The following is a 25,347-nucleotide window of genomic DNA, read 5'->3' on the forward strand; positions in this document are numbered from 1 at the left end:
CTGTGCAGCCCAACTGAGGGGGCTGCATGGCCAACGCGAACGTCCTCGACCCGAGCGCCTCACCGCTCGACTACTACGGCTACGAGCTGCGCCGACAACGGGAGGCCGTCGGCCTGACCCAGGAGCAGCTCGGCGGCATCATCAGCTACACGGGCTCCCTTGTGGGCCAGGTCGAGACGGGCCGCAGACTGCCGACCCGGGAGTTCAGCGAACGCGTCGACGCCGGGCTCTGCACCGACGGCTTCTTCTCGCGCCTCGTGGGGCTCGTCATGCGGTCACAGCTTCCCGCCTGGTTTCAGCAGGTGGCGGAGTTGGAGGCGCGCTCCGTGGAGATCTGCGCCTTCCACACGCACCTGGTGCACGGGCTGCTCCAGACCCCGGCCTACGCGCGTGCCGTGCTCGGCGCGCTGAACCAGGAGAACCTGGACGACCGCACGGAGGTCCGGCTCGCCCGGCAGCGCATCCTGGAGAAGGACGAGCCGCCGATGCTGTGGCTCGTCCTGGGGGAGGCGGTGCTCTATCAGGACATGGGGAGGGGCGAGCGGGGCGTGATGCGGGAGCAGTTGGAGAGGCTGCTGTCGTACGAGTTGAACCCGCGGGTGAATGTGCAGGTGCTGCCGTTTCCGGTGGGGCCACATGCGGGTGTGCAGGGGTCGTTCGATTTGTTCCGCTTCCCCTCCGATCCGGACATCGTGTACACCGAGGGGTATGGGCAGGGGCATATGACGGCCAATCCGCCCACCGTCAGGGACTGTTCGCTCCGTTACGATCACCTGCAAGCCACTGCCCTGTCCGTACGGGACTCGGCGGAGCTGATCCGGTACGTGATGGAGGAGCATTATGCCGAAGTCGACGAACGTCCAGTGGCGTAAGTCCAGTTACAGCGGCGACCAAGGCGGGGAGTGCGTCGAGTGCGCGCCGCTGGGGCCGCTCGCCTGGCGCACGTCCTCCTACAGCGGCGACCAGGGCGGTTCTTGCGTAGAGGTCGCCGGGACCCCGTGCGCCGCCGTCGCCGTGCGGGACTCCAAGAATCCGGCGGGGCCCAGCATCTCGTTCTCGCCGGAGGCGTTCGGCCGGTTCCTGCGGGACGGGCTCGTCAGCCGGCCGTGATCTCGCCGTGCAACTGCAAAGCCCGGAGCGCCGCTTCCATCGCGAACCGGCGCTCCGGGGACTCCAGTTGGTCGCCGAAGTGGGCCTCCAGATTGCGCAGCCGGTAGCGGACGGTCTGGGCGTGGACGCCCAGCGCCTCGCCGACATGGTCCGCCGTGCCGCGCGTCGTCAGCCAGGCGTGCAAAGTCTCCATGAGCCGGGCGCGGCGGGTTCCGGAGGACTTGTCGAGCGGGGCCAGTTCCCGGCGGGCGATCTCCGCGACGAGCGCGGGGTCGCTCAGTAACCAGAGCGTCACCAGGTGGTCGGCGCAGTCCAGGACTTGAGCGTCGGCAACGATGTCGTCGTCGACGAGCTGAAGCACCCGGCGGGCCCAGCGCAGCGAATCGGCGGCCTGCGCGGTCGGCACGGTCAGGCCGATCGCGTACGACGTGCCGTAGGCGGCCGACTTCAGCATGGTCCGGCGTTCGTCGGTGAGCGGGCCGGGGATCAGTAGGTGGGGCTGGGGGACGCCGAGGTCGGTGAGGACGTCGGGGGCGAGCCCGGCGCGGATGTGCTCGGGTCCGGGAGTGCGCAGGGCGATCAGGGTCACCTGGTCCGGGAGCGGCCAGCCGGCCTGCTCGCACAGTTCGCTGATGGTGGTGTGGTTCAGCGGGGTCCCGGCGAGCAGGAGATGGAGCAATCGTCTGCGCAGCACCTCGCCGGTCGCGCCCGTCCTCGACTGCACCTCCATGTACCCCTCGTGCGAGAGGGCCTCCAGCTCGCCCACGTAGGCGAAGAGGGCCTCGGCGAAGGTCAGCAGGAGGGTCGGGGAGAGGTCGAAGCGGCGGCCGAGGTCCTTCGCGCGGCGTAACGCGACGCGGGCGCCGAGACGGTAGGCGCCCTGGAGCGTGTTGAGGTCCCGGCCCTCGTACGCCTCGACCCGGCCGAACTTGCGGAGCAGTTCGTCACGGATCGCGGTGGAGGCGGCGGGGTCGGCGACGCGGTCCACGAAGGCCTTCAGGCTCTGCTCGACGCCCTGCCGGATCGTCGCCTCGTTCGGCCCGCTCAGGAGTGCGGCGTACTCCGGGAACGCGCGCGTGACCTCGACCCCGATCTCCTTGATCAGACCGGGGAGTTCGGGACGCATGATGCGGGCGAACTCCCGGGGCAGCGGCCCCAGGGGGTCCTCGACATCCGCCGTGTGCGCGGGCAGGGGCATAGCCGCTTTCCTCGCTTGTCCGAGCGCCGGGTGGGGGCCGGGCGGGACCACGCAGGGTGTGCGGTTCCGCCCGCCAGGTGCGTACCAATGGGGCCTTTGAAGTTAGGCCAACTACTGTGGGTTGTACATCAGTTGCGCAGAGAATGATCCCTCGGTAGGGGATGTGGCTGAGAAGTGACGGGTGGGGTCAGGGGGCCGACAACTTGATCGGCGGGAGAGGTGGGACGACCGGGGGGCAGCCGAACTGGAGCTCCGGTGAGCAGACCGGGGCCTGATTCATGGCGATCAGGTTGTCGGGGCCGCTGATGGCGGCGGTGAAGAGGCGGTTGAGGTTCTCGCCGCCGGTTCCGCAGCCGGTGAAGGCGGGAATGTCGACCTTGCCGGTCAGGAGGCCACCGGCGAGGACGTTCGTGTAGGAGCCGCTGCCGTCGTCGTTGATGGTGCCGCGCAGGGTCACGCGGAAGGCCTTCTCCGTGCGGCAGTCGGGTCCGACGGGGAGTGTGGTGCCATTCACCTTGACCGAGCGGATGCGGAGCGTCTGGAAGAACGTCGCGACGGCGAAGCTTCCGCCCAGGGTGCGCGTGTCACCGGTGGAGATGGTGATGGGGCCGGTGTCGAAGGCGACCCTGGCCGACACGGGCATGAAGCCGAAGCCGAGGAAGGTCGAATCGGCCTCTGGCAGCACGAGTCTTCCCAGGGAGTCGAAGCGCGACCAATTCTCGCCGGTCACCGGGTCCGTGGCCGACCCGACCTGGACATTGGCGGCGACGTCCATGAGCGCCGGGGTCGCCGACGGGTCGTTGATGACCATCGACCCGTTCTGCTTGCGTACCGTGGCAAGACCCACGGCATACGCGCACGCCTGGAACCCCGGCAGTTGCGAGACGTCCGGGGGTACGGGCGGCGGCGGGGCCTGGCTGGTGTCGAGGTCGCCGGTGGGCTTCGGACCGCACGTCACCTCGGGCGCCACCTTCGGCTCGTCCCCGGGATTCACCGTGACACCGTCGCGGGGCTGTTCGCTCCCCTCGTCGGGTGAGGCGTCCTGGGAGGGGGACTGCTCCGGTTCCGTCCCCTGCTCGTCAGGGACGGCAACCTTCGCCAGGCCCCGATCCGCGCCCTGGGCCGGCGAGCACGTGGCGGTGACGGGTGTGCCGGAGGCAGGGGTGACCGTCAGCGTGAGATCACCGGCGATCAGCTCGATCTCACCGGGGGAGCCGACCGTGATGGAGGGGACGTCCCCGGTGTGCGGCAGGGCCAGATCCGTGCCGTCGGCGGGCATGTCGGCCCGGCCGCTGAGACCGGACCAGGTGGCAGCCGCCTTTTCTCCGTTCTGCCGGACCTCGACCGCGAGGGTCGCCTCACTCGCCAGCTCGTCCCCGGCGGGAAGCCGGTCGGCGAGCTCGGCACGCGGCAGCGCGGTCTCCACCTGGACGGGGCCGGCCTCGATCGGTTGCCCCGTGACGGCCGTCGTCGGCAACCGGGTCGTCACCTTCACGGTGGCGGCCAGCTTCGCCGCCGCCTTCGTGGTGTCCGCGCCCGTCGCTGTGGTGTCCTGGCTCGGGTCCGGACTCGCGTCCGCGTTCGCCGCCGCGGGCAGCGCGCACTCGTAGGCCAACTCCACCAAGGCAGGCGGTTGTTCATCGGCGCGGGAACCAGAACCGGACAACAGCCCGGCGACCAGCGCGGCCGAGGCGACGGACGCCACTCGTACCGTGCGTCGCATCCGAGGTCCGGTCCGCCTTGCGCTCGCTCTCATCCGCTCATGCCTCCTGTGGTCGTCTTTCCTCACCCGATGCCGGTCCTGACGTGAAAACACGCGCGCGCCCGCCGCCGAGTGGACTCGGCGGCGGGCTGGGCGGTGCTACGCGATCACGGGGAGGTGATCGTCTGCTGCGCGGTCATGACGTAGTTGCCCACGAAGTCGGCGTGCGCGCCCGCGGTGAACAGGCCGAGGCAGCTGGCGCCGGCCTGCGCGGCGAGGGAGCCGCCGCCGGTGACGTGCAGGGTCTTCGTGGTGTTCTCGTACCAGCCGTTGGTCGTGCCCTGGAAGGTGGCGTTGCAGCCGACACCGGTGATGGTGGCCTTGATGTTGCTGATGTTGCCGTCGATGTGGTTCGCCGTCGTGCCCGTGGCGTTGACATAGAACGGCGTCGCGGTCGAGGCCGTGGTGGTGACCGTGAACGGGATGCCGGCGACGGTGCAGGTGGCGAAGGTCAGCTTGGTGATGGAGCCGATCTGGGCCCCCGCCAGGCCGGACCCGGACTTCAGGGTGCCCTGCGCCTGCGAGGAGGCACAGGAGAGGGTGGCGGAGCCGACCTTCATCGTGGGCTTGGTGGCGTTGGCCGTGAACGCCCCGCCGGGCGTGACCGTGTACGTGGCCTGCGCGCCGGCCGAGGCCGAGGAGACCGAGAGGCCGAAGGCCGAGGCGAGCGCGGCAGCGGCGATGGCGGTGTTACGGGCGAATCTGCGCACAGTGGTTCCTCCGCGTAATCGTGGGGTGAATTGAAGGGGGAGCGTGACCGCTTCGCGGCGACGCGACCGTGTCGCAACTTCAGGCAACGCAACGCAACGCGATGGATCAGCCTGCGGGCCGAATCTCGTCGCCTTCCAGACGGACGTTACGAGCTAGTAACCGGAGGCCGCAATAAGAAAGCCCCAGGTTCCTCGGAAGGATCGAAACGCGCAGTTTTTCTTGTCTGTGCAGGGACAGGTTGCGTGACTTTCCTTGTCCGGGAGTGACGAATTTGCGGCTCGTCCCGAAAACTACTCACCTGCCGAGCAATCGGCGTCCACGAATGCTCACTTCCTGCTAAACGCGCGAGTAGTGGAAGAAGTGTCAGCAAGGGGCATTGTGCGAAAGGTTTCCGGTGAGTAACGTCCGGGCTCGCATTCCCCTATCAGAAGGGAAAACCGGCATGGCCACCCTCAGACGCATGTCCGTCCTCGGCGCGACGGCCGCCCTGGCGACGATCGCCTCCATCGGTACGTCCAGCGCGGCCGGTACCCAGTTGAACGGGAACTGGGCGCCGTTCAACCGCTGCCCGGTCGACAACGCCGCCATGCTGGGCGCCGACGGCATCACCCACCAGGCGACGTGCATCTCCTCCAGCTCCGCCAGTGGCGTCATCAAGATCGGCAGCTCGGTCGTCCCGACGGGGAAGACCGACCTCCAGGTCGGCGTCGTCACGCACGACGACGGCACCAACACGGTGATCGCGCCCGCGGGCGGCGCGCTGGTGGCCGACCCCGCCAACCTGCCGGGGGGCCTGCTCGGACTGATGTGTCCCAGCGACATCCCCGTGGTCAGCGCCGTCTGCGGGAAGATCACCGACAGCACGGTCAACAAGGTCGTCGCGACGGTCGAGTCCGTGGGCACGCCGTCCGACTTCCAGCTGCTCGCCGGGGTCTCCGAAGGCCAGCCGATCATCTCCATTCCGGTCCGCATCCATCTGCAGAACCCGCTGATCGGCAACAACTGCTACATCGGCACCAAGTCCGCGCCCGTCATCCTGCGTCCGGGGAACGCCGCGCTGCCCACCGTCGGCGCGGAGAGTTCCGCCGCCAACGGCACGCCCGACGAGACGGGGCCGGTCGGCCGGCTCGCCCTGACCGGCGCCAACCAGCAGGACACCACCTTCGCCGCGCCGGGCGCGAGCGGCTGCGGTCCCCTGGGGCTCGGCGCCTTCAACTGGGCCGTCAACCTCAAGTCCGCCCTCCCCGCGGCCTCGGGCACCAACAGCCTCACCCTCAACAGCGCCTCCACCTACCTGGCCACCCTGAACGACCCGACCGCCACCGCGCCCAACCAGGGCAAGGTGTTCTCCGAGTACTGGCACTCGGCGGTCAAGTGACGCGCACCCTTATCCCCGGGCAACCGATCACCCCACCCGCCTGACCGCATTGTCGGCAAGTGATAAATGAATGAGCGGCCTTCGGGTCGAAAACTTGGCGAATTGCTCTTGCTCGCCGAGGTTACTCGGCCGTAACGTCGGTGAAAGTCCTCCACTCCCGGACGGCACTCCCGCTGGCCAGGAGTCGCATGAGGTGCGGGCGGAATCCTCCTTTCCGGTCGGCGTCTCCGTGCTGGGGCCCCGTTTCCTCGTCGTACCCCCGGCGGGGCGGGGCCCCGCCGCGAACCGGTGGTTTCACTCATCCTCCGACAGAGGCGAATCGGTCTCTTGTCATCGGATGACAAGTTTTCAGAAAGATTCGGGGCGGCCGCTCCGAGATCTTGTCCGGCGCGTACAAAGCGAATTACCGTGCGCTGCCGAGCTCGCTCGCTGAAGGTGAGAGGCGATGGGAATCGAAGTGAAGGTCGAAGGGCTCACCAAGTCCTTCGGCAAGCAGCAGATCTGGCAGGACGTCAGTCTCACCCTGCCCGCCGGCGAGGTGAGCGTCATGCTCGGTCCGTCCGGTACCGGCAAGACCGTCTTCCTGAAGTCGCTGATCGGTCTGCTCAAGCCCGAGCGGGGCCGCGTCCTCGTCGACGGCGTCGACATGGCGCGCAGCCCGGAGCGGGACATCATGGAGGCCCGGAAGCTGTTCGGGCTCATGTTCCAGGACGGCGCCCTCTTCGGGTCGATGAACCTCTTCGACAACATCGCCTTCCCGCTGCGCGAGCACACGCGCAAGAAGGAGTCGGAGATCCGCCGCATCGTCATGGAGCGGATCGAGGTCGTCGGCCTCCTCGGCGCCGAGGGGAAGCTGCCCGGCGAGATCAGTGGAGGTATGCGCAAGCGGGCCGGTCTCGCGCGGGCTCTCGTCCTCGATCCGCAGATCATTCTGTGCGACGAGCCGGACTCCGGCCTCGACCCGGTCCGTACGGCGTTCATCTCGCAGCTCCTCATCGACCTCAACACGCAGATCGACGCGACGATGCTCATCGTCACGCACAACCTCGACATCGCGGCGACCGTGCCGGACAACATGGGGATGCTGTTCCGGCGGAACCTCGTGACGTTCGGGCCGCGTGAAGTGCTGCTGACCAGCCGGGAGCCGGTCGTGGCGCAGTTCCTCACCGCCAGCAAGGCGGGGCCCATCGGCATGTCGGAGGAGAAGGACGCGGCGACGCTGGCCGCCGAGGCTTCGCAGCCGGTGGTCGAGCCCCGGGCGCTCGTGCCGCAGCTCCAGCCCTCGCCGGGCTTGGGGGAGCGGGCCGCCGTTGCCCGGCGCCGGGCGCGGGTGCTCGGGATGCTCGACACCCTGCCGCCGTCCGCCGCCGCCGCGATCCGGGCCACGTACGGCGCCGAGGCGATGGCCCCGACCGCGGTGTTGCCCCGGACCTCCGGCGGTGTCCTGTGAACGGCACCCCGCGCCACCGTGCGCCCCAGGGGCTCCGCCCCGGCCCCCGCCCCTCAATCGCCGGAGGGGCTGTCATGGACGGTCTCGTCGTCGGGTGCGGCATCCGTCGTGGCCGGTCGCGCCGTTCCCCGCGCCCCTACGGGGCGCTCCGCACCCGGCGAGTGAGCATATGAGCATCGACTCCCGGCCGACCGTGCCGCCGCCCCCGCCCCAGGCGCCCCCGCCCGTCCCCCTGGACAAGGGCAAGCGGGCAGCGCCCCGCACGCCCAACCCTCTCCTCGGCCCCCTCCGCCAGACCGGCAGGCTCTTCGCGCTCGGGCTGGAAGTGGCGCGGGCCGTGTTCCGGCGGCCGTTCCAGTTCCGGGAGTTCGTGGAGCAGTTCTGGTTCATCGCCAGTGTGACGATCCTGCCCGCCGCGCTCGTCTCGATTCCGTTCGGTGCTGTCATCGCCCTGCAAGTCGGCTCGCTCACCCAGCAATTGGGTGCTCAGTCCTTCACCGGGGGTGCCAGCGTCCTCGCCGTCATCCAGCAGGCCAGCCCGCTCATCGTGGCGCTGCTCATCGCGGGTGCGGGCGGCTCCGCCATCTGCGCCGACCTCGGCTCGCGCAAGATCCGCGAGGAGCTGGACGCGATGGAGGTCATGGGCGTCTCGCCGGTCCAGCGCCTGGTCGTGCCGCGCGTGCTGGCCACGATGTCGGTGGCGCTGCTGCTGAACGGCATGGTGTCCGTCGTCGGCACCCTCGGCGGCTACTTCTTCAATGTCGTGCTGCAACACGGCACCCCGGGTGCGTACTTGCAGAGCTTCTCCGCTCTCGCGCAGCTTCCCGACCTCTACATCAGTGAGCTGAAAGCCCTCATCTTCGGGTTCATCGCCGGGATCGTCGCCGCCTATCGCGGGCTCAACCCGCGCGGCGGGCCGAAGGGCGTCGGCGACGCCGTCAACCAGTCCGTCGTCATCACCTTCATCCTGCTCTTCTTCGTGAACATGGTGATGACCGGCATCTACCTCCAGATCGTTCCGCCGAAGGGAGGCTGAAACCGTCATGACCTCCCCCCTCGTCTGGCTCGACCGCGGTGGCGACCAACTCCTCTTCTACCTGCGGGCGTTGCTGTGGGTGCCCCGCACCCTCGTCCGGTACACCAAGGAGGTGCAGCGGCTGCTCGCCGAGGTCGCCTTCGGCTCCGGCGGGCTCGGTGTCATCGGCGGCACCATCGGCGTGATGATCGCCATGACCGCTGCCACCGGTACTGTCGTCGGCCTCCAGGGGTACGCCGCCCTCGACCAGATCGGCACCGCCGCCTTCACCGGGTTCGTCTCCGCGTACTTCAACACCCGCGAGATCGCCCCGCTGGTCGCCGGACTCGCCCTGTCCGCCACCGTCGGCGCCGGGTTCACCGCGCAGCTCGGCGCCATGCGGATCAACGAAGAGGTCGACGCGCTGGAGGGCATGGGTGTGCGGTCGATGCCGTACCTCGTCACCACGCGCATCATCGCCGGCGTCGTCGCCATCATCCCGCTCTACGCGATCGGCCTGCTCTCCTCGTACCTCGCCTCGCGCCTGGTCACCGTCGTCTTCAACGGGCAGTCGCAAGGAACGTACGACCACTACTTCAATCTCTTCCTGTCGCCGACGGACGTGCTGCTCTCCGTCCTGAAAGTGCTCATCTTCAGCGTCATGGTGATCGTCGCCCATTGTTATTACGGGTACCGGGCCACCGGCGGGCCCGCCGGGGTGGGGGTCGCCGTCGGGCGGTCCGTGCGCAACGCCATCGTGCTGATCTCCGTCACCGACTTCTTCCTCTCCCTCGCCCTGTGGGGCGCCACCACGACCGTGAAGGTGGCGGGGTGACATGGAGACCCTTCGCCGCAGATTCGCCGGGCTCGTCTTCCTCGTCGTGCCCGCGCTCCTCATCTGGCTCGCCGTCGCCGTCTACAACAAGGACTTCGTCGACTCCGACGATGTCGTCGTCGAGACCGGCACCGTCGGCAACGAGATGCACCTCGGCGCCGAGGTGAAGCTGCGCGGTGTCGTCGTCGGCGAGGTCCGGGACATCGACGCCACGCCCACCGGGGCCCGGCTCACCCTCGCGCTGAAGCCCGGCGCCCTCGACAGCGTCCCGGACGACGTCCGCGCGCAGATGCTGCCGACCACCCTCTTCGGCGAGCGGTACGTCGCCCTCGTACCGCCGAGCCGGCCCAGTGCGCGGACGCTCGCGGCCGGGGCGACCATCCCGCAGGACCGGTCCGCCAACGCCGTCGAACTGCAGCAGGTCCTCGACGACGTGCTGCCGATGCTGACCGCCGTGCAGCCGCAGAAGCTGTCGTCCACGCTGTCGGCCGTCTCGCAGGCGCTCGAAGGGCGCGGCAGCGAGCTGGGTTCCACGCTCACCACGCTCGACGCCCATCTGCGGAAGTTCAATCCGCAGCTGCCCGCCCTCAACGAGGACCTGAAGCAGCTCGTCGAGGTCTCGCACGTGTACGCCGACGCCGCGCCCGGCATCATCGACGCGCTCACCGACCTCACGACCACCAGCGCCACGATCGCCGAGAAGGAGGGGGACCTGGCCGGCGCCTACGGCTCCACCACCCGCGCCGCCGAGGACCTCGACGCCTTCCTGCGGGCCAACCAGGACAACATCATCCGGCTCTCCGCCACCTCACGGCCCACCCTCCAGCTCCTCGCCACATACGCGTCCTCCTTCCCGTGCACCCTGCGCGCGCTCACCGAGTTCGTGCCGCGCATGGACAAGGTCCTCGGCAAGGGCACCGACCAGCCGGGGCTGCACGTGCAGGTGACCACCGTGCCGTCGAAGGGCGCCTACACCGCCGGGCGCGACACCCCGTCGTACGGGTCCGGCGGCGGGCCGCACTGCTACTCGGTGCCGTACCTGGGCGCGGCGAGCGGCACCGCGGCCAAGGCCGCCGCCACCCCCGCCTCCGCCGCGCAGGACCTCGGCCCGGCCAACTCGCCGCAGGAGAACGACCTGGTGAACGAGCTGATCGCGCCCTCCGCCAAGGCGGCGCCCGACGACCTGCCCGACTGGTCGAGCACGCTCGTCGGGCCGCTGTACCGGGGGACGGAGGTGAAGCTCAAGTGACCGCACCGGAGCCGCAGTTCGCGCATGTCAAGCGGCGCTCGCTCGCCGGGCCGCTCGTCAAGTCGCTGATCTTCGTCGTCGTCACCGCGCTGACCACCACCGTGCTCGGCCTGAGTATCGCCAACACGGGCGTCGGGACCGACACGCGCTCGTACAAAGCCCTGTTCACCGATGTCACCGGGCTCATCGACGGGGACGGCGTCCGGATCGCCGGGGTCAAGGTCGGCGAGGTGACGGACGTCCGCGTCGTCGACCGGCGCACCGCCCAGGTCACCTTCACCGTCGCCGACGACCGCCACCTGCCGAGCACGACGACGGCCGCCGTGAAGTACCTCAACATGGTCGGGCAGCGGTACGTGTCCCTGGAGCGCGGCACGGGGGAGGGGACGGGAGACCTGCAGTCCGGGGACACCATCCCGCTCGACCGGACCGCGCCCGCGCTCGACCTGACCCTCCTCTTCAACGGCTTCAAGCCGCTCTTCGAGGGCCTGTCGCCGCACGACGTCAACGATCTCGCCACGTCCATCGTCAAGGTCCTCCAGGGCGAGGGCGGCACCGTCGACAGCCTCATCGAGCACGTCGGCTCGCTGTCGTCGACCGTCGCCGCCAAGGACCAGGTGATCGGCGAGGTCGTCGGGAACCTCACGGACGTGCTGACCACCATCAACGACCGGGAGGCGCAGTTCGACGATCTCGTCACCACCCTCCAGGAGCTCGTCTCCGGGTTCGACGAGGACCGCAAGCCGCTCGGCGACGCCGTCGAGGCGATGGGGGACCTCACCACCGTCACCGCCGGGTTCCTGCAGGACGCTCGCAAGCCGCTGAAGGACGACATCCACCAGCTCGGCCGCCTGTCGGACTCCCTCGGCGACGGCATCCCGCAGATCGAGAACTTCCTCGACAAGACCCCCGCCAAGCTGACCGCCCTGTCCCGGCTCTCCTCGTACGGCTCCTGGTTCAACCTCTACCTGTGCGAGGCGAAGGTCGGCGGTCTGAAGATGTCCGACGGGTCGAAGCCGCCGACCGGCATCGCCGTCACCGAAGCGAGGTGCCAGTGATGCCGACCAAGGCGCTGAGAAGGCCGCGGCTCAAGCCGGTCAAGGAGCGCAACCCCGTCGCCGTCGCCGTCGCCGGCCTCGTGGTGCTCGCGCTGCTCGGGCTCGCCGCGGTCAACGCGACCAGCCTGCCCGTCATCGGCGGCGGCACCGGGTACACCGCCGACTTCACCGAGGCCGCCGGGCTCGGCGACGGCGACGAGGTGCGGATCGCGGGCGTCAAGGTCGGCGAGGTCACCGGAGTGAGCCTCGACGGCAACAAGGTCAAGGTCTCCTTCGACATCGAGGACGACTCCACCTGGATCGGCGACCGCACCACCGCCGCCATCGCCATCAAGACGCTGCTCGGCGAGAAGTACGTCGCCCTCGACCCGGTGGGAGGTGAGCGGCAGGACCCGGGCGCCCGCATCCCGGCCTCCCGCACGACCTCCCCGTACGACGTGACCGAGGCGTTCCAGGATCTCAGCGGCACCATCGACCAGATCGACACCAAGCAGCTCGCTACGAGCTTCGAGACGATCTCCGAGACGTTCAAGGACTCGCCGCCGGACGTGCGGGCGGCCGTGAAGGGGCTCTCCGCCCTCTCCAAGACCGTGTCCTCGCGCGACACCGAACTCGCGCAGCTCCTCGCGGGCAGCAAGAAGCTGACCAAGACGCTCCAGACGAAGCAGTCCAGCTTCGAGACGCTCATCGACGACGGCGGCTCGCTCCTCGGCGAGCTGAAGCAGCGGCGCGCCGCCATCAAGGCGCTGCTCAGCGGCAGTGAGGCGCTCGGCCGTGAGCTGGGCGGGCTCGTCGACGACAACGAGAAGCAGCTGAAGCCGACGCTCCAGGCGCTCGGCCGGGTCACCGACGTCCTGGAGAAGAACCAGGGCAAGCTCGACAAGACCCTCGCGCTCGTCGGCCCCTACTACCGGCTCGTCGGCAACTCCCTCGGCAACGGCCGCTGGTTCGACAGCTACCTGTGCGGTGTCGTGCCCCGGAACTACCTGCCCGCGTCCTCGCTGCCCAAGACCTCCTGCATGCCACCGAAGAACGGGACGTACGACGTGAAGGCCGGTGGATGACATGACCGTGCGCAGGAAACTCCTAGTCGGCGGGGTCGCGCTGGCCCTGCTGATCGCCGCCGGGATCGTCGGCGTCCGCGCCGCGGGCTCCGAGGGCACGCGCGTCACCGCGTACTTCGACCGGGCCGTCGGCATCTACGAAGGATCCGACCTACGCGTCCTCGGGGTCCGGGTCGGCAAGGTCGAGTCGGTGCGGCCCGAGGGCACCCGCGTGAAGGTCACCCTCGGCATCGACGACGGGGTGAAGGTCCCGGCCGGCGCCCGCGCGGTCGCCGTCGCCCCCAGTGTCGTCGCCGACCGGTACGTACAGCTCACGCCCGCCTACACCAGCGGCCCCACGCTCAAGGACGGGGCCGAGCTGGAAGCGTCCCGCAACCGCACCCCCGTCGAGATCGACCAGCTCTACGACAGCGTCACCGAACTGAGCAAGGCGCTCGGGCCCGGCGGCGCCAACGCCGAGGGCGCCCTGTCCGGACTGCTCGACACCGGCGCGAAGAACCTCAAGGGCAACGGGACCGCGATGGGCGACAGCATCGAGCAGTTCGGCAAAGCCGCCAAGACGCTCAACGGCAGCAGCGACGACCTGTTCACCACCCTCTCCCAGCTCCAGACCTTCACCACGATGCTCAAGGAGAAGGACGGCGGCGTGCGCACCGCGCAGGAGAACCTCGACGACGTCACCAGCTACTTCGCCGACAACAAGGACGACCTCGCGGGCGCCCTCAAACAGCTCGGCGCCGCCCTCGGACAGGTCAAGACGTTCATCGCAGACAACCGCGGCGAACTGAAGGCCAACGTCGAACGGCTCGTGCCGCTCACCCAGACCCTCGTCGACCAACGCGCCTCCCTGGCCGAGGCGCTGGACACGGCGCCGCTCGCCGCGGGCAACCTCATCAACGCCTACGACCCGAAGACCCGCATGATCGCGGGCCGCGCCAACCTCAACGAGATCAGCATGGGCGGCCCGCTCCTCCCGCTGCCCGCGGTCGGCGGTGATCAGTGATGCGCACCGGAGCCCGGGTCGGCGCCGCCGCCGTCGCCGCCGTCACCGTCACGACGGCCTTCCTGTGGACCATCGGCGTCGTCACCGTGCCGACCCCGTCCTTCGGCGGCGTCGAGGACCTGCCGCTGCCCGGCGGCGCCGACCTCGGCGCCCACCCGTACACGATCACCGCCGACATGAAGGACGTGCTCAGCCTCGTCCCGCAGTCCGCGGTGAAGGTCAACGACGTCGCCGTCGGCCGCGTCACCGACATCCGGCTCGCCGGCGGCGGCCAATGGGCCGCCCGCGTCACCATGAAGGTCAACGGTGACGTCAAACTGCCCGCCGGAACCAGCGCACGGCTCGAACAGTCCAGCCTCCTCGGCGAGAAGTACGTCCAGCTCGTCGCACCCAAGGACGGCACCGGCGCCCTCGCCGCCGGGGACCGCATCCCGATCTCGCGCACCGGCCGCAACTCCGAGGTCGAAGAGGTCTTCGGCGCCCTCTCCCTCCTCCTCAACGGCGGCGGCGTCAACCAGCTCAAGACCATCACCAGCGAACTCAACTCCGCCCTCGGCGGCCGCGAGAGCCAGGTCCGCTCCACCCTGCGCCGGGTCAACACCCTCGTCACCGACCTCGACGACCACCGCGGCGACATCACCGCCGCACTCGACGGCGTCAACCGCCTGTCGGCCACGCTCGCGCACCGCAAGGAGGACGTCGGGACCGTGCTCACCGACCTCTCGCCCGGCCTCAAGACCCTGGAGAAGCAGCGCGGCTCGCTCATGACGATGCTGCGCTCCCTCGACCGGCTCAAGGGCGTCGCCGTCGAGACCATCGACACCGGGCAGGCCGACATGGTCGCCGACCTCAAGGCCATCGCCCCGACCGTCAAGGCGCTCGCCGACTCCGGCAAGGACCTCCCCGACTCGCTCCAGGTACTGCTCACCTACCCGTTCACCGACGAGGTGCTGCGCGGCGTCAAGGGCGACTACCTCAACACCTACCTCGACCTCACCGCCGAGAAGGGGACGACGCTGATCCCGCCGCTCACCGAATCCACCGGGACGCCCTCGCCGACACCGGCGCCGACCGCGCAGGAGGAGGGGACGACGCTGCGGAAGGGGGCCGGGCCCGGGTCCACGAAGGGCACGTCGCCGCTGCCCCTGCCGTCGAGCGGGGGTGCGCGATGATCACTCTCGCCGTGCGGCTCAAGAACCTCGCGTTCCTGATCATCGCCGTCGTCGTGCTCGCGTTCCTCGGCATCCGGTACGCGGACCTCGGCCGGTTCGTGGGCGCGGCCGACTACTACACGGTGAAGGTCCAACTCCCGCGTACGGGCGGCCTCTTCACCCACTCGGACGTCACATACCGCGGAGTCTCCGTCGGCCGCGTAGGAGACCTCGACCTCACCCCCGACGGGGTCGAGGCGTCCCTGCGCATCAAGAACTCCGCGCCGCGCATCCCCGACGACGCCAAGGCCGTCGTCGCCAGCCTCTCGGCCGTCGGCGAGCAGTACATCGACCTGCGCCCCGACCGCGACGAAGGCCCCTACCTCGACGACGGCGCCCGCATCGACGTCACCGCGGCCAGCGTGCCGCGGCCCGTCACCGACGTCCTCGCGAGCGTCGACGACCTCACGACCTCCGTGCCGCTCGACTCGCTGCGCACGGTCGTCGACGAGTTCGGCAAAGCCTTCGAAGGGCGCGGCGAGGACCTCCAGCTCCTCCTGGACAACGGCACCCAGTTCGTCCAGGCCGCCGACCGGGCCCTGCCCGAGACCACACGGCTCATCAACGACGGGCAGATCGTCCTGCGCACCCAGGCCGAGGAGAGCGCGGCCATCAAGGGCTTCGCCTCCGGCGCCAAGGACCTCGCGGCGACGCTCAAGTCCTCCGACAGCGACCTGCGGCGTCTCATCATGGCCGCGCCCGACGCCGCCACCCAGCTCAGCGGCGTCCTGCGCGACATGAACCCCGAACTCGGCGTCGTCCTCGCCAACCTCCTCACCACCTCCGAGGTCGCCGTCACCCGGCAGCGCGGCACCGAGGAACTCCTCGTCAAGCTCCCCCAGGCCGTCGCGGCGGGCGCCACGGCCATCGACGGAAAGAAGATCAACCTCGGTATGGCGGTCACCTTCTTCAAGCCCCTGCCCTGCACGGCGGGCTACTCCGGCACGCGGTACCGCCTCGGTACGGACCTGAGCCCCGCGCCCGCCCTCAACACCGGGGCGCGCTGCACGGCGCCCGCGTCCAGCGGGATCAACGTACGCGGCTCCGCGCACGCGCCGGGCAGCGGCGCGGTCCCCGAACCGGCGCGGCCGGGCGCGCTCTCGCTGCCCTCGGTCGCGGAGTCCGGGGCGTCGTCCTCGTCCTCCGGCATGGGGGACCTCCTGGGACTCGGGAGCACCTCATGACGCGGCGGGCCCTCGCGGGGGTGGGGCTCGCCGTCGCCGTCGCCGTCGCTCTCGGCGGCGCGGGCGCCTGGTCGTACGCGCAGGCGCGCGGGGACGACGACCTCGCCTACGGGCGGGCGCGGGACGCCGCGCTCGCCGACGGGCGCGCGGCCGTCGCGACGCTGACCACCCTGGACGCGTCGACGGCGGCCCGCGCGAAGGCCGACGTGGCCGCCTGGAGGTCGGTCAGTTCCGGCCCCCTGCGCGCCGAACTCGGCCGCGCGGCAGCCCCGTCCGTCGGGGCGTCCACACGCGGCGTCGTCACCGACGCGGCGCTCACCGCCCTCGACGACCGGGCGGGCACGGCCAAGCTCATCGCGACGGTCCGCGTCGAGACGACCCCGAAGAACGCCGAGTCCCCCACGACGGACCGCAAACGCCTGGAGGCCACCCTGACGAAAGCCTCCGGCGACACCTGGAAAGTGAAGGCGCTCAGCGCGGTACCGGTGGCGGAGGTGTCCGGATGACCAGCGAGACGGACACCAGGACCGAACCGGAGCCGACGTCGCCCGGAGACGCGGCCCCGGACACGGACACCGCCCGGGACACGGACACAGAGGTGAAGGAGGCTGCGGATCCGTCCCGCGTCCGGCGGCAGCGGTGGGTGGTCGGTGGGGTCATCGGTGGGGCCGTTCTCGTGGCTCTTGCCGGGGGCGGGCTCTTCTATCAGGGCCAGCAACTGCGGGACACCGCCGCCGCGCGGAACTCCGCCCTGACCGATGTCGAGGCCACCACCCGGCTCAACGGTGACGTGAGCAGTGCTCTCGCCAAGGTGTTCTCGTACACGCCGGACGGTACCGACGCCACCGAACGGTCGGCCCGCACCGTTCTGTCCGGGAAGGCCGCGCGCCAGTACACCGCGCTCTTCGAGCAGGTCCGGGCGAACGCGCGCGGGCAGCACGTCACCCTCACCACGCAGACCGTGCGGGTCGGCACCGTCAGTCTCCAGGGCGACACCGCGCACCTGCTCGTCTTCCTCGACCAGACCGCCCGGCGCGGCGGCAAGAAGCCGACCACGTCCGCCGCGCAGTTGTCCGTCACCGCCCGGCTCCACGACGACGTCTGGCAGATCGTCGACCTCAAGGCCCGTTGAAGCACCGCACCCGATGAAGCACCGCACCCGATGAAGCACCGCACTGAACGAAAGGGGCGTCCATGCACCGGCTCACCCAGCCGCTGACCGTCGCCGCGCTGGCCCTCGCCCTCCTCGCGGCCGGTGTCGCCGCGTGGGCCGGCTGGTCCTGGTACGGGGCCGCCCACGACGACACCGCGAGCTACGCCGCCGCCCGCGACGACGCCCTGGAGGCCGGTGAGCAGGCCGTGCAGAACCTCAACACCCTCGATCACCGCGACCTTGAGCCGGGGCTCGACCTCTGGGAGACCTCCACCACCGGTGACCTGCACAGCCAGCTGGTCAAGGGCCGGGCGGCGTTCACCGAGCAGGTGCGGGGCGCGAAGACGGTCAGCACGGCGAAGGTGCTGTCCGGCGCGGTCACCGAGCTCGACGAACGCGCGGGCCGCGCCCGCGTGATGGTCGCGCTCCGCGTCACCGTACGGGCGTCGGGCCAGAAGGCCACCGACAAGGACAGCCGGATGCTCGGCGAACTCACGCGCACCGACGGCCACTGGAAGCTCAGCGCCCTCGGCCAGGCCCCGGTCGGCTCCACCGCGACCACCGACTGACCGGAAAGGACCGAGGGATGTCGACGACGACCCGCCACCACCTCAACCGCCAGCGCCGGCTGGCGGCGAGACCCGCTGCGACCCCGGTCCCGCCCGCCTCCGTCGCAGACGAGGCGAGCGAGGAGGAGACCAGGACCGCGGAGCCGCCCGCGCCGGAGCTCCGGGCCCGGCCCCGCCCCGTCCCGGTCGCCGGGCAGGACGCGCCCGAGGCCCCGGCACGCACCGGCCGCCCCCTCCTCGTCGCCCTCTGTCTCCTCACCCTTCTCCTCGGCGCCTTCGCCGGCTGGGCCTACGCCGAGACGCGGAGCCTGCGGGACGACGCGGCCACGAGCAACACCGCGCTCACCGACGCCGCCCGCACCAGCGAGGTCAAGGGGCAGGCCGCGAAGGCCGTGAACGCCCTCTTCTCCTACGACCACGCGAACCCCGGGGCCGAGCGCAAGGCCGCCGCCACCTACCTGACCGGCAAGGCCGTCGGCCAGCACCGGACGCTCCTCGCGCCCGTGCTCGCCCAGGCGGCGAAGCAGAAGACGGTCGTCACGACGACCGTCACCGACAGCGCGGTCGAGCGCATCGACGGCGACCGCGCCCGCGTCCTGGTCTTCGCCGACCAGAGCAGCACCAGCACCGCCGCGAAGGCACAGGAAGCCGCCAACTACGCGGGCGCGATGCTCGCCGTCGACCTCGTCCGCCGGGACGGCCGCTGGCTCGTCTCCGCGATCGACACCTTCGGCGGCGGCTGACCCGCCGGCGGACCGACCGGACAGAAAGGGCCCCATGCGAACCCCGCGTCAACGAATGCGCCGCCGCCTGCGCGGCACCGCCGTGGCCGTCGCCGCGACCGCGCTCCTGACCGCCTCCCAAGCACCCGACGTCGTACGGGAGTTACAGGGGAAGAGGGCGCCGACGACCGCCCTGGACGGGGAGCCGGTCGGCAACGCCGCCGGGCCGCTGCCGACCGTCCCCTCCCAGGGCGACGGCTCGTACCACACCGAGCTGCCGCCCCTGGACAGCCCGCCGGTGCCGAACATGGCGTACCCGGTGCAGCGGTTGCGCGCCCAGTCCGGCATCCCGGCCACCGTCCTGGCCGCCTACCGCCGCGCCGAGTCCTCGATCGCCCGCAGCGATCCGGGGTGCCGCCTGCCGTGGCAGTTGCTGGCGGCGATCGGCAAGGTCGAGTCGGGGCAGGCGCGCGGCGGTGACGTCGACGCGCACGGCACCACACGCCACCGCATCACCGGGCCCGCCCTGAACGGCGACGGGTTCGCCCTCATCCGCGACACCGAGAACGGCGCCTGGGACGGCGACGCCGTCTACGACCGGGCCGTCGGGCCGATGCAGTTCCTCCCCGGCACTTGGCGCCGCTGGGGCGCCGACGGCAACGGCGACGGCCGCTCCGACCCCAACAACATCTTCGACGCCGCCCTCGGCGCCGGGCGCTACCTCTGCGCGGGCGACCGCGACCTCGCCACCCCGGCCGGTCTGGAGCGGGCGGTCCTCAGCTACAACTACTCCCGGGACTACCTCCAACTGGTGCTGTACTGGCTGGAGTTCTACCGCGGCGGCGTGCACTCCGTGCCCGACGGGCGTGGTGTCGTGCCGGACACCCCGGGCGCCGGGTCGAAGACCCCGGCCACCAAACCCGTGGGCCACGAGGACGAGGGCACGGACCACAAGGGCGGCGGCATCGTCATCGGCCCTCAGCCCTCCAAGAGCCCCCGGCCCACCACGAGCCCGAAGCCGTCCGGCACTCCGAGCCCGACCCCGGGCCCCTCGGACTCCGTCACCCCGCCCACCCATCCGCCGACCACGCCTCCCACCGGGGAGCCGACGGACGGGCCGACCACCGAGGACCCGTCGACGCAGCCGGGCACCCCGACCCCCTGCCCGAGCGACACCGCGTCGCCGTCGGAGGAGCCCACCCCGGGCACGACCCCCGAGACGCCCGAGAGCCCGGACCCGTCCCCGTCGGACTCCGCCTCACCGTGCGCCACACCCACCGCCTGACCCGCTCGGCGACGGCGACGACTCCCAGTGCGAGCCGATCCGGTACGTGCCGGGGGCCGTCGCCGTCAGCTCGGTGAACTCGCCCCGCTCCTGCCTGCGCACCTTCAGACAGCCGCCCTCGGACTTGAGCCAGGGCGAGTACGCGACCCGCAGCGTCGCCGTGCCCGCCGCCCGGAACCTGACCGTGACCCGCGCCCCGTCCGAGCTGACCACGGACGCGGGCGCGGACACCAGCGGCACCGCGTCCCGCACCCGGAACACCCGCCAGTGCGCGTCGCGCCACACCGGCTCCAGATAGTCGGCGCCGCCCCGGACGAACGCCGCCTCCTGCTCGGCGTACCCGTCCGGCTTGCCCTCGGGCAGCACGACGAAGCCGACCGCCCACCGGTCCAGCCACGCCCGGTACGTCGCCGCCGAGAACGTGCCGTCGTAGAAGAGCCGCCCGCGCTCGATGTCGAGCTGCCGGTTCCAGCCGCGCGCCATGTTCACGTACGGGGCGAGCCGGGTCGCCTCCCGGTGGTTGCGGGCCGGTATCACCTCGACCCGGGTGCGGTCCGCGCCGAGCCGCCGCAGCTCCGTGACGACCCCGTGCGTCTCGGCCGCCCACGTCGGTACCTTCGTCGACACCTCCAGGTCGTCGGCCGTCTTCTTCACCACCCACGCCGAGGACAGCACGAGCCCCGCGACCAGGACCGCCACCTTCCACCGGACCGGGTTCGGGGTGCGCAGCGCCGCCAGCAGGACGGCCGGCGCGACCAGCTCCGCGAGCCGCTCCACGTTCGTGCCGATGGGGGAGGGGACGAGGTAGGTGAGGACGGTGCCGACCGCGTACGTCACCGCCGCCCAGCGCGCCACCCGCCAGCGCCGGGGACCCGCCACGAGGAGCGCCAGCGAGAACAGGACCGGGGGCCAGATCCGGTCGAGCGGCATCAGCTGCTCGCCCTTGAACGGGAACAGCAGCGTCGTCGTGCCCACCACCGCCGCGGGCGGCACGAGGAGGGCGGCGGCCCGGCGCCAGTCCCGCGCGCCCAGATGCCCCGCGCCGAGCACCGCCAGGAAGAGGCCCGCCACCGGGGACGCCATCGTGGCGAGCACCCCGCAGACCACCGCCGTGACCAGCCGCCACGGCCCGCTTCTGCCGCGCAGGGCCACACAGGCGCCGAGACCGAACGCGACGCCGAGCGCGAACGTCGTACGGCCCGACGCCACGTTGCACCACAGCGCGAGCGACAGCAGCACCGCCGGGGCCAGCGGACGGCTGATTCCCGACCGTGCGACATAGACCGCCCCGAGCCAGGCCGCCGCCAGACCCGACACCACCGTCACCGGGCGCACCCCGAGCCCCGCCATCAGGTACGGCGAGATCAGCGAGTAGTTGGCGGTGTGCATCCCGCCGTACCAGAACAGGTTGTACGCCGACGCGCCGTGATCGGCGGCGAACCTGGCCCAGGCCTGCTGGGCCGCCAGATCACCGCCGCCCGTCGCCAGGAACAGCGCCCACACCACGTACAGGGGCAGCGTGGGGGCGGTGGCGAGCAGCGCTACACGGTGGTGCGCGGCAAGGGTGGGGCGTCGGCGCGCGGGGGCACCGCCGAGGGGCAGGTCGACCGTGGCCACGGGTACTCGTCCGTTTCCGTTTCGTCGCTTATAGCTGGCGTGGGCATGTTCCACGGACGAAGACGCGTATGGCAACGGAAATGTTCAGCCGGTTATGGCTACTTTCAGTTCTTTCACGCCGTTCAGCCATGCCGCGCGCAGCCGGCGCGGGTCGCCCGCCAGGCGCAGATCCGGCAGCGCGTCGGCGATCGCGTGGAAGATCAGGTCGATCTCCAGGACGGCGAGCGACTTGCCCAGGCAGAAGTGCGGGCCGCCGCCGCCGAAGCCCAGGTGGGGGTTGGGGTCGCGGGTGATGTCGAAGGCGTCGGGGTGCTCGAAGACCTCCGGGTCGTGGTTGGCGGACGAGTAGAAGAGGCCGACGCGGTCGCCCGCCGCGATCTTCTGCCCGCCCAGCTCCGTGTCCTGCGTCGCCGTGCGCTGGAAGGAGACCACCGGGGTCGCCCAGCGGACGATCTCCTCCGCGGCCGTCGAGGGGCGTTCGCGCTTGTACAGCTCCCACTGGTCCGGGTGGGTCAGGAACGCGTGCATGCCGTGGGTGATCGCGTTGCGCGTCGTCTCGTTGCCCGCCACCGCGAGCAGGATCACGAAGAAGCCGAACTCGTCCGACGACAGGTTGCCCTCGTCCTCCGCCGCCACCAGCCGGCTGACGATGTCCCTCGCCGGGCACCGCTTGCGTTCGGCCGCCAGGTTCATCGCGTAGCCGACTATCTCCATCGCCGCCTCGGCGCCGATCTCCTCCGTGATCGCGTACTCCGGGTCGTCGTAGGCCACCATCTTGTTCGACCAGTCGAAGACCCGGGAGCGGTCCTCCTGCGCGATGCCGATGAGCTCCGCGATCGCCTGGAGCGGGAGCTCCACCGCCACGTTCGTCACGAAGTCGAACGTGCCGTCCGGGCCCGCCGCGCCGCGTGCCGAGGCGACGATGTCGCGGGCGCGGGTGCGCAGCGCGTCCTCAAGGGAGCGGATCGCGCGTGGCGTGAAACCGCGCTGCACGATCTGGCGGACGCGGGTGTGCTCCGGCGGGTCCATGTTCAGCATGATCATCTTCTGGACCTCGATCTGGTCGCGCTGGATCGAGGAGTTGAAGCGGATCACGGCCGTGTTGGTGTTCGAGGAGAACAGTTCCGGGTGGGTGGAGACGTGCTTGACGTCCGCGTGCCGGGTGACCGCCCAGTACCCCGCGTCGTCGAAGCCGGAGATCCCCGGCTCCTGTTCGATCCAGCGCACCGGTTCGGTCTGCCGGAGGGCGGCGAACTCCGGGTACGGCACGCGGGCTTGCAGCAGATCGGGGTCGGTGAAGTCGAACCCGTCGGGCAGCGCGGGGCACGGCATGAGTCTCTCCCGAGTCTTGCGGCAGCAGCGTTCTGACTGGCCGTCAGGTATGGCTCGAAAGGTAGTAACGCGTTCTAGAAGTGGCAAGGGTCGCGGGTGTGTCGGTTCGGTGCGCGGTGCTTGCACGCCCCTTGCGTACCCCGGGTAATCGCACCGAGACTGCTTGCAGAACTGGTACGCGTTCTAGTTTCGCGTGCGTGCGTGCGTGCGTGCGAGCGAGCGTTCGTGCGTGCGTGTGCGGCGAGCGAGGGGTGCGCCTGCCGGTTCTGGTCCTGCTGGTCCGGGAAGCGTGGAAGGACGACCGTCATGGCAGCCGAGCCCGTCATCGTCGAAGCCGTACGTACGCCGATCGGCAAGCGCGGGGGCGCGCTGGCCAACCTCCACCCCGCGTACCTCCTCGGGGAGACCTACCGCGAACTCCTCGGGCGCACCGGCATCCCCGCGGACTGCGTCGAGCAGGTCGTCGGCGGCACCGTCACCCACGCGGGCGAGCAGTCCATGAACCCCGCCCGCACCGCCTGGCTCACCATGGGGCTCCCCTACGAAACCGCCGCCACCACCGTCGACTGCCAGTGCGGGTCCTCGCAGCAGGCCTCCCACATGGCCGCCAACATGATCGCCGCCGGTGTCATCGACGTCGGGATCAGCTGCGGTGTCGAGGCCATGTCCCGGGTGCCGCTCGGGTCCGGGTCCAAGCACGGGCCCGGGAAGCCGTTCCCCGACGAGTGGAACGTCGACCTCCCCAACCAGTTCGAGGCCGCCGAACGCATCGCGCGGCGGCGCGGGCTCAGCCGGGAGAACGTCGACTCCCTCGGGCTCATCTCGCAGGAGCGGGCCGCCGTCGCCTGGGCCGAGGAGCGCTTCAAGCGGGAGACGTTCGCCGTGCAGGTCCCCACCACCGAGGAGGAGCAGGCCGCGGGGCAGGGGATGTGGCGGCTCGTCGACCGCGACGAAGGGTTACGGGACACCTCCATGGAAGGGCTCGCCGGGCTCAAGCCCGTCATGCCCACCGCCGTCCACACCGCCGGGAACTCGTCGCAGATATCCGACGGGGCCGCCGCCATGCTGTGGGCCAGCAAGCGGATGGCCCGTGCTCTGAAGCTGAGGCCCCGGGCCCGGATCGTGGCTCAGGCGCTCGTGGGGGCCGATCCGCACTTCCATCTGGACGGGCCCGTCGATGCGACGCGGGCCGTGCTGGGGAAAGCGGGGATGACGCTCAAGGACATCGACCTGGTGGAGATCAACGAGGCGTTCGCCTCCGTGGTGCTCAGCTGGGCGCAGGTCTTCGAGCAGGATCTTGAGAAGGTCAATGTCAATGGCGGGGCCATCGCCCTCGGGCATCCTGTGGGGGCCGGCGGGGCGCGTCTCCTCACCACCGCCCTGCACGAGCTGGAGCGGCGCGACAAGGAGTTCGCGCTGATCTGCATGTGTGCCGGCGGGGCGCTCGCCACCGGGACCATCATTCAGCGGCTCTGACGTCCTCGCCGCTCGCGAAGCGCACCGGCGCCTCGAACGCCGCCCTGCGCGTCGCCCTGCGCAGCGCCTTCAGGACCGCGCCGCCCACCGTCAGCGTCAGGACCACGGTCAGCGCGGCCCTGCCCAGGTCCCAGCCGAGGGACGTCGCCGCGCAGTACGCGAGGAAGCGGGCCAGGTTCTCGTGGAGCGCCGCGTCCGGCTGGTACGCGACCGAGGAGGCGAGGGCGTTCATGAACGGCCAGCCGGCCAGGTTCATGAGCGTGCCGTAGGCGAACGCGGCGAGGAAGCCGTAGGCGGCGAGCAGGGCGCGCTCGGCGCGGCCGCGCAGCGTGTGCGGGGCCGGGAGCAGGCCCGCGCCCATCGTGAACCAGCCCATCGACAGCATCTGGAACGGCATCCAGGGGCCGACGCCGCCCGTGAGGAGGGCGGAGGCGAACATGCTGAGCGAGCCGAGCACGAAGCCGAACCCCGGGCCCAGGACGCGGCCGCTCAGCACCATCAGGAAGAACATCGGCTCGATGCCCGCCGTGCCCGCGCCGATCGGGCGCAGGGCGGCTCCCGCGGCGGCCAGGACGCCGAGCATCGCCACGGCCTTCGGGCCCATGCCGGACTCGGAGATCGTGGCCGCCACCACGGCCACGAGGAGGACGAGCAGACCCGCGAAGAGCCACGGGGCGTCCTGGGCGTGGGCGGTCAGCTGGGAGCCGGGGCCGGTGATCAGCGGCCAGCCGATGGCGACGACGCCCACGGCGCTGACCAGCAGCAGGGCGGCGATCGAGCGGGGGCCCAGGCGGACGGGGTTGGCCTGGCGGTCGGGAGCGGCGGGGCTGGTGCGCCGTCCCTCGCGAAGGGGGGCGGGGCCGCGCCGGGGTACCTCCTCGGCCGGATCGGTCACGTCGCCACCCGACGCCATAGGCGGGTCGTCCGGTGCTTGATTCCAGCGGAGTCCTGCGGGGGCACCCCGA

The 25,347-nt window shown here is 70.9% G+C and carries 24 protein-coding genes; 18 read left to right on the forward strand and 6 right to left on the reverse strand.

The genetic code is table 11. The features are described from left to right. The first annotated feature begins 26 nt into the window (after nt 1–26). Both C1N81_RS31080 and C1N81_RS31085 read left to right on the forward strand, forming a co-directional pair. Nucleotides 27–872, forward strand: coding sequence for a helix-turn-helix domain-containing protein (locus C1N81_RS31080; protein WP_394434593.1), 846 nt, complete (start codon nt 27–29; stop codon nt 870–872). After that, nucleotides 841–1,110, forward strand: coding sequence for a DUF397 domain-containing protein (locus C1N81_RS31085; RefSeq protein ID WP_394434595.1), 270 nt, complete (start codon nt 841–843; stop codon nt 1,108–1,110). The genes C1N81_RS31080 and C1N81_RS31085 overlap by 32 nt, the downstream gene beginning before the upstream one ends. On the opposite strand, the gene C1N81_RS31090 is transcribed toward C1N81_RS31085, so the two are convergent. The 3 genes from C1N81_RS31090 to C1N81_RS31100 all read right to left on the reverse strand — a co-directional run bounded on the left by C1N81_RS31090 (nt 1,097) and on the right by C1N81_RS31100 (nt 4,780). Further along, nucleotides 1,097–2,308, reverse strand: a complete 1,212-nt coding sequence (locus C1N81_RS31090) for a helix-turn-helix domain-containing protein (RefSeq protein WP_394434597.1) — start codon at nt 2,306–2,308, stop codon at nt 1,097–1,099. The genes C1N81_RS31085 and C1N81_RS31090 overlap by 14 nt on opposite strands. A 187-nt stretch (nt 2,309–2,495) precedes the next feature. Continuing rightward, the gene (locus C1N81_RS31095) at nt 2,496–4,031 is read right to left on the reverse strand and encodes a DUF6801 domain-containing protein (protein WP_394434599.1); all 1,536 of its coding nucleotides are present in this window, start codon (nt 4,029–4,031) and stop codon (nt 2,496–2,498) included. A 146-nt stretch (nt 4,032–4,177) separates the two neighbouring features. Next, nucleotides 4,178–4,780, reverse strand: coding sequence for a hypothetical protein (locus C1N81_RS31100; RefSeq protein WP_394434601.1), 603 nt, complete (start codon nt 4,778–4,780; stop codon nt 4,178–4,180). Between the two features lie 443 nt (nt 4,781–5,223). On the opposite strand from C1N81_RS31100, the gene C1N81_RS31105 reads away from it, so the two are divergent. From C1N81_RS31105 to C1N81_RS31175, 15 genes are all read left to right on the forward strand, one after another. Further along, complete coding sequence (locus C1N81_RS31105) at nt 5,224–6,159, forward strand: hypothetical protein (protein WP_394434603.1); 936 nt, start codon at nt 5,224–5,226, stop codon at nt 6,157–6,159. Nucleotides 6,160–6,604: 445 nt separating this feature from the next. After that, nucleotides 6,605–7,609: an ABC transporter ATP-binding protein gene (locus tag C1N81_RS31110; RefSeq protein WP_394434605.1), complete on the forward strand. Its 1,005-nt coding sequence runs from the start codon at nt 6,605–6,607 to the stop codon at nt 7,607–7,609. A 169-nt stretch (nt 7,610–7,778) separates the two neighbouring features. Then, nucleotides 7,779–8,645, forward strand: a complete 867-nt coding sequence (locus C1N81_RS31115; RefSeq protein ID WP_394434607.1) for an MlaE family ABC transporter permease — start codon at nt 7,779–7,781, stop codon at nt 8,643–8,645. Between the two features lie 7 nt (nt 8,646–8,652). After that, entirely contained in the window at nt 8,653–9,459 is an 807-nt protein-coding gene (locus C1N81_RS31120; protein WP_361074043.1) for an MlaE family ABC transporter permease, read from the forward strand. A 1-nt stretch (nt 9,460) separates the two neighbouring features. Continuing rightward, entirely contained in the window at nt 9,461–10,708 is a 1,248-nt protein-coding gene (locus C1N81_RS31125) for an MCE family protein (protein WP_394434609.1), read from the forward strand. Next, entirely contained in the window at nt 10,705–11,766 is a 1,062-nt protein-coding gene (locus C1N81_RS31130; protein ID WP_394434611.1) for an MCE family protein, read from the forward strand. The genes C1N81_RS31125 and C1N81_RS31130 overlap by 4 nt, the downstream gene beginning before the upstream one ends. Then, complete coding sequence (locus C1N81_RS31135) at nt 11,766–12,830, forward strand: MCE family protein (RefSeq protein WP_394434613.1); 1,065 nt, start codon at nt 11,766–11,768, stop codon at nt 12,828–12,830. Before C1N81_RS31130 ends, C1N81_RS31135 begins: the two co-directional genes overlap by 1 nt. Before the next feature lies 1 nt (nt 12,831). Further along, nucleotides 12,832–13,833, forward strand: a complete 1,002-nt coding sequence (locus tag C1N81_RS31140) for an MCE family protein (RefSeq protein ID WP_394434615.1) — start codon at nt 12,832–12,834, stop codon at nt 13,831–13,833. Then, the gene (locus C1N81_RS31145; RefSeq protein WP_394434617.1) at nt 13,833–15,005 is read left to right on the forward strand and encodes an MCE family protein; all 1,173 of its coding nucleotides are present in this window, start codon (nt 13,833–13,835) and stop codon (nt 15,003–15,005) included. The genes C1N81_RS31140 and C1N81_RS31145 overlap by 1 nt, the downstream gene beginning before the upstream one ends. Further along, on the forward strand, nt 15,002–16,228 hold the full coding sequence (locus C1N81_RS31150; RefSeq protein WP_394434619.1) for an MCE family protein: 1,227 nt from the start codon (nt 15,002–15,004) through the stop codon (nt 16,226–16,228). The genes C1N81_RS31145 and C1N81_RS31150 overlap by 4 nt, the downstream gene beginning before the upstream one ends. Further along, the gene (locus tag C1N81_RS31155) at nt 16,225–16,734 is read left to right on the forward strand and encodes a hypothetical protein (protein WP_394434620.1); all 510 of its coding nucleotides are present in this window, start codon (nt 16,225–16,227) and stop codon (nt 16,732–16,734) included. The genes C1N81_RS31150 and C1N81_RS31155 overlap by 4 nt, the downstream gene beginning before the upstream one ends. Next, nucleotides 16,731–17,360, forward strand: a complete 630-nt coding sequence (locus C1N81_RS31160) for a hypothetical protein (RefSeq protein WP_394434622.1) — start codon at nt 16,731–16,733, stop codon at nt 17,358–17,360. Before C1N81_RS31155 ends, C1N81_RS31160 begins: the two co-directional genes overlap by 4 nt. 62 nt (nt 17,361–17,422) lie before the next feature. After that, on the forward strand, nt 17,423–17,950 hold the full coding sequence (locus C1N81_RS31165) for a nuclear transport factor 2 family protein (protein ID WP_394434624.1): 528 nt from the start codon (nt 17,423–17,425) through the stop codon (nt 17,948–17,950). Nucleotides 17,951–17,967: 17 nt separating this feature from the next. Continuing rightward, the gene (locus C1N81_RS31170; RefSeq protein WP_394434626.1) at nt 17,968–18,693 is read left to right on the forward strand and encodes a hypothetical protein; all 726 of its coding nucleotides are present in this window, start codon (nt 17,968–17,970) and stop codon (nt 18,691–18,693) included. Between the two features lie 34 nt (nt 18,694–18,727). Beyond that, nucleotides 18,728–19,957 carry a lytic transglycosylase domain-containing protein gene (locus C1N81_RS31175; RefSeq protein ID WP_394434627.1) on the forward strand — a complete coding sequence of 410 codons (1,230 nt, stop codon included), beginning with the start codon at nt 18,728–18,730 and terminating at the stop codon, nt 19,955–19,957. Here the strand turns inward: C1N81_RS31175 and C1N81_RS31180 are convergent. Together C1N81_RS31180 and C1N81_RS31185 are read right to left on the reverse strand one after the other, a co-directional pair. Then, a complete protein-coding gene (locus C1N81_RS31180) occupies nt 19,931–21,574 on the reverse strand; it encodes a hypothetical protein (RefSeq protein WP_394434629.1) in 1,644 nt (547 codons plus the stop codon). The two genes, C1N81_RS31175 and C1N81_RS31180, sit on opposite strands and share 27 nt — an antisense overlap. Nucleotides 21,575–21,658: 84 nt before the next feature. Then, nucleotides 21,659–22,906 carry a cytochrome P450 gene (locus tag C1N81_RS31185; protein ID WP_394434630.1) on the reverse strand — a complete coding sequence of 416 codons (1,248 nt, stop codon included), beginning with the start codon at nt 22,904–22,906 and terminating at the stop codon, nt 21,659–21,661. 306 nt (nt 22,907–23,212) lie between these two features. Here C1N81_RS31185 and C1N81_RS31190 point away from each other — a divergent pair, with 306 nt between their 5' ends. After that, nucleotides 23,213–24,382 (forward strand): steroid 3-ketoacyl-CoA thiolase, encoded by a 1,170-nt coding sequence (locus C1N81_RS31190; RefSeq protein ID WP_394434632.1) that lies wholly within the window; start codon nt 23,213–23,215, stop codon nt 24,380–24,382. Here C1N81_RS31190 and C1N81_RS31195 read toward each other — a convergent pair. Then, complete coding sequence (locus C1N81_RS31195) at nt 24,366–25,172, reverse strand: ECF transporter S component (protein ID WP_394438332.1); 807 nt, start codon at nt 25,170–25,172, stop codon at nt 24,366–24,368. The two genes, C1N81_RS31190 and C1N81_RS31195, sit on opposite strands and share 17 nt — an antisense overlap. Nucleotides 25,173–25,347 lie beyond the last annotated feature (175 nt).

This window comes from Streptomyces sp. SGAir0957 (genome assembly GCF_043523415.1).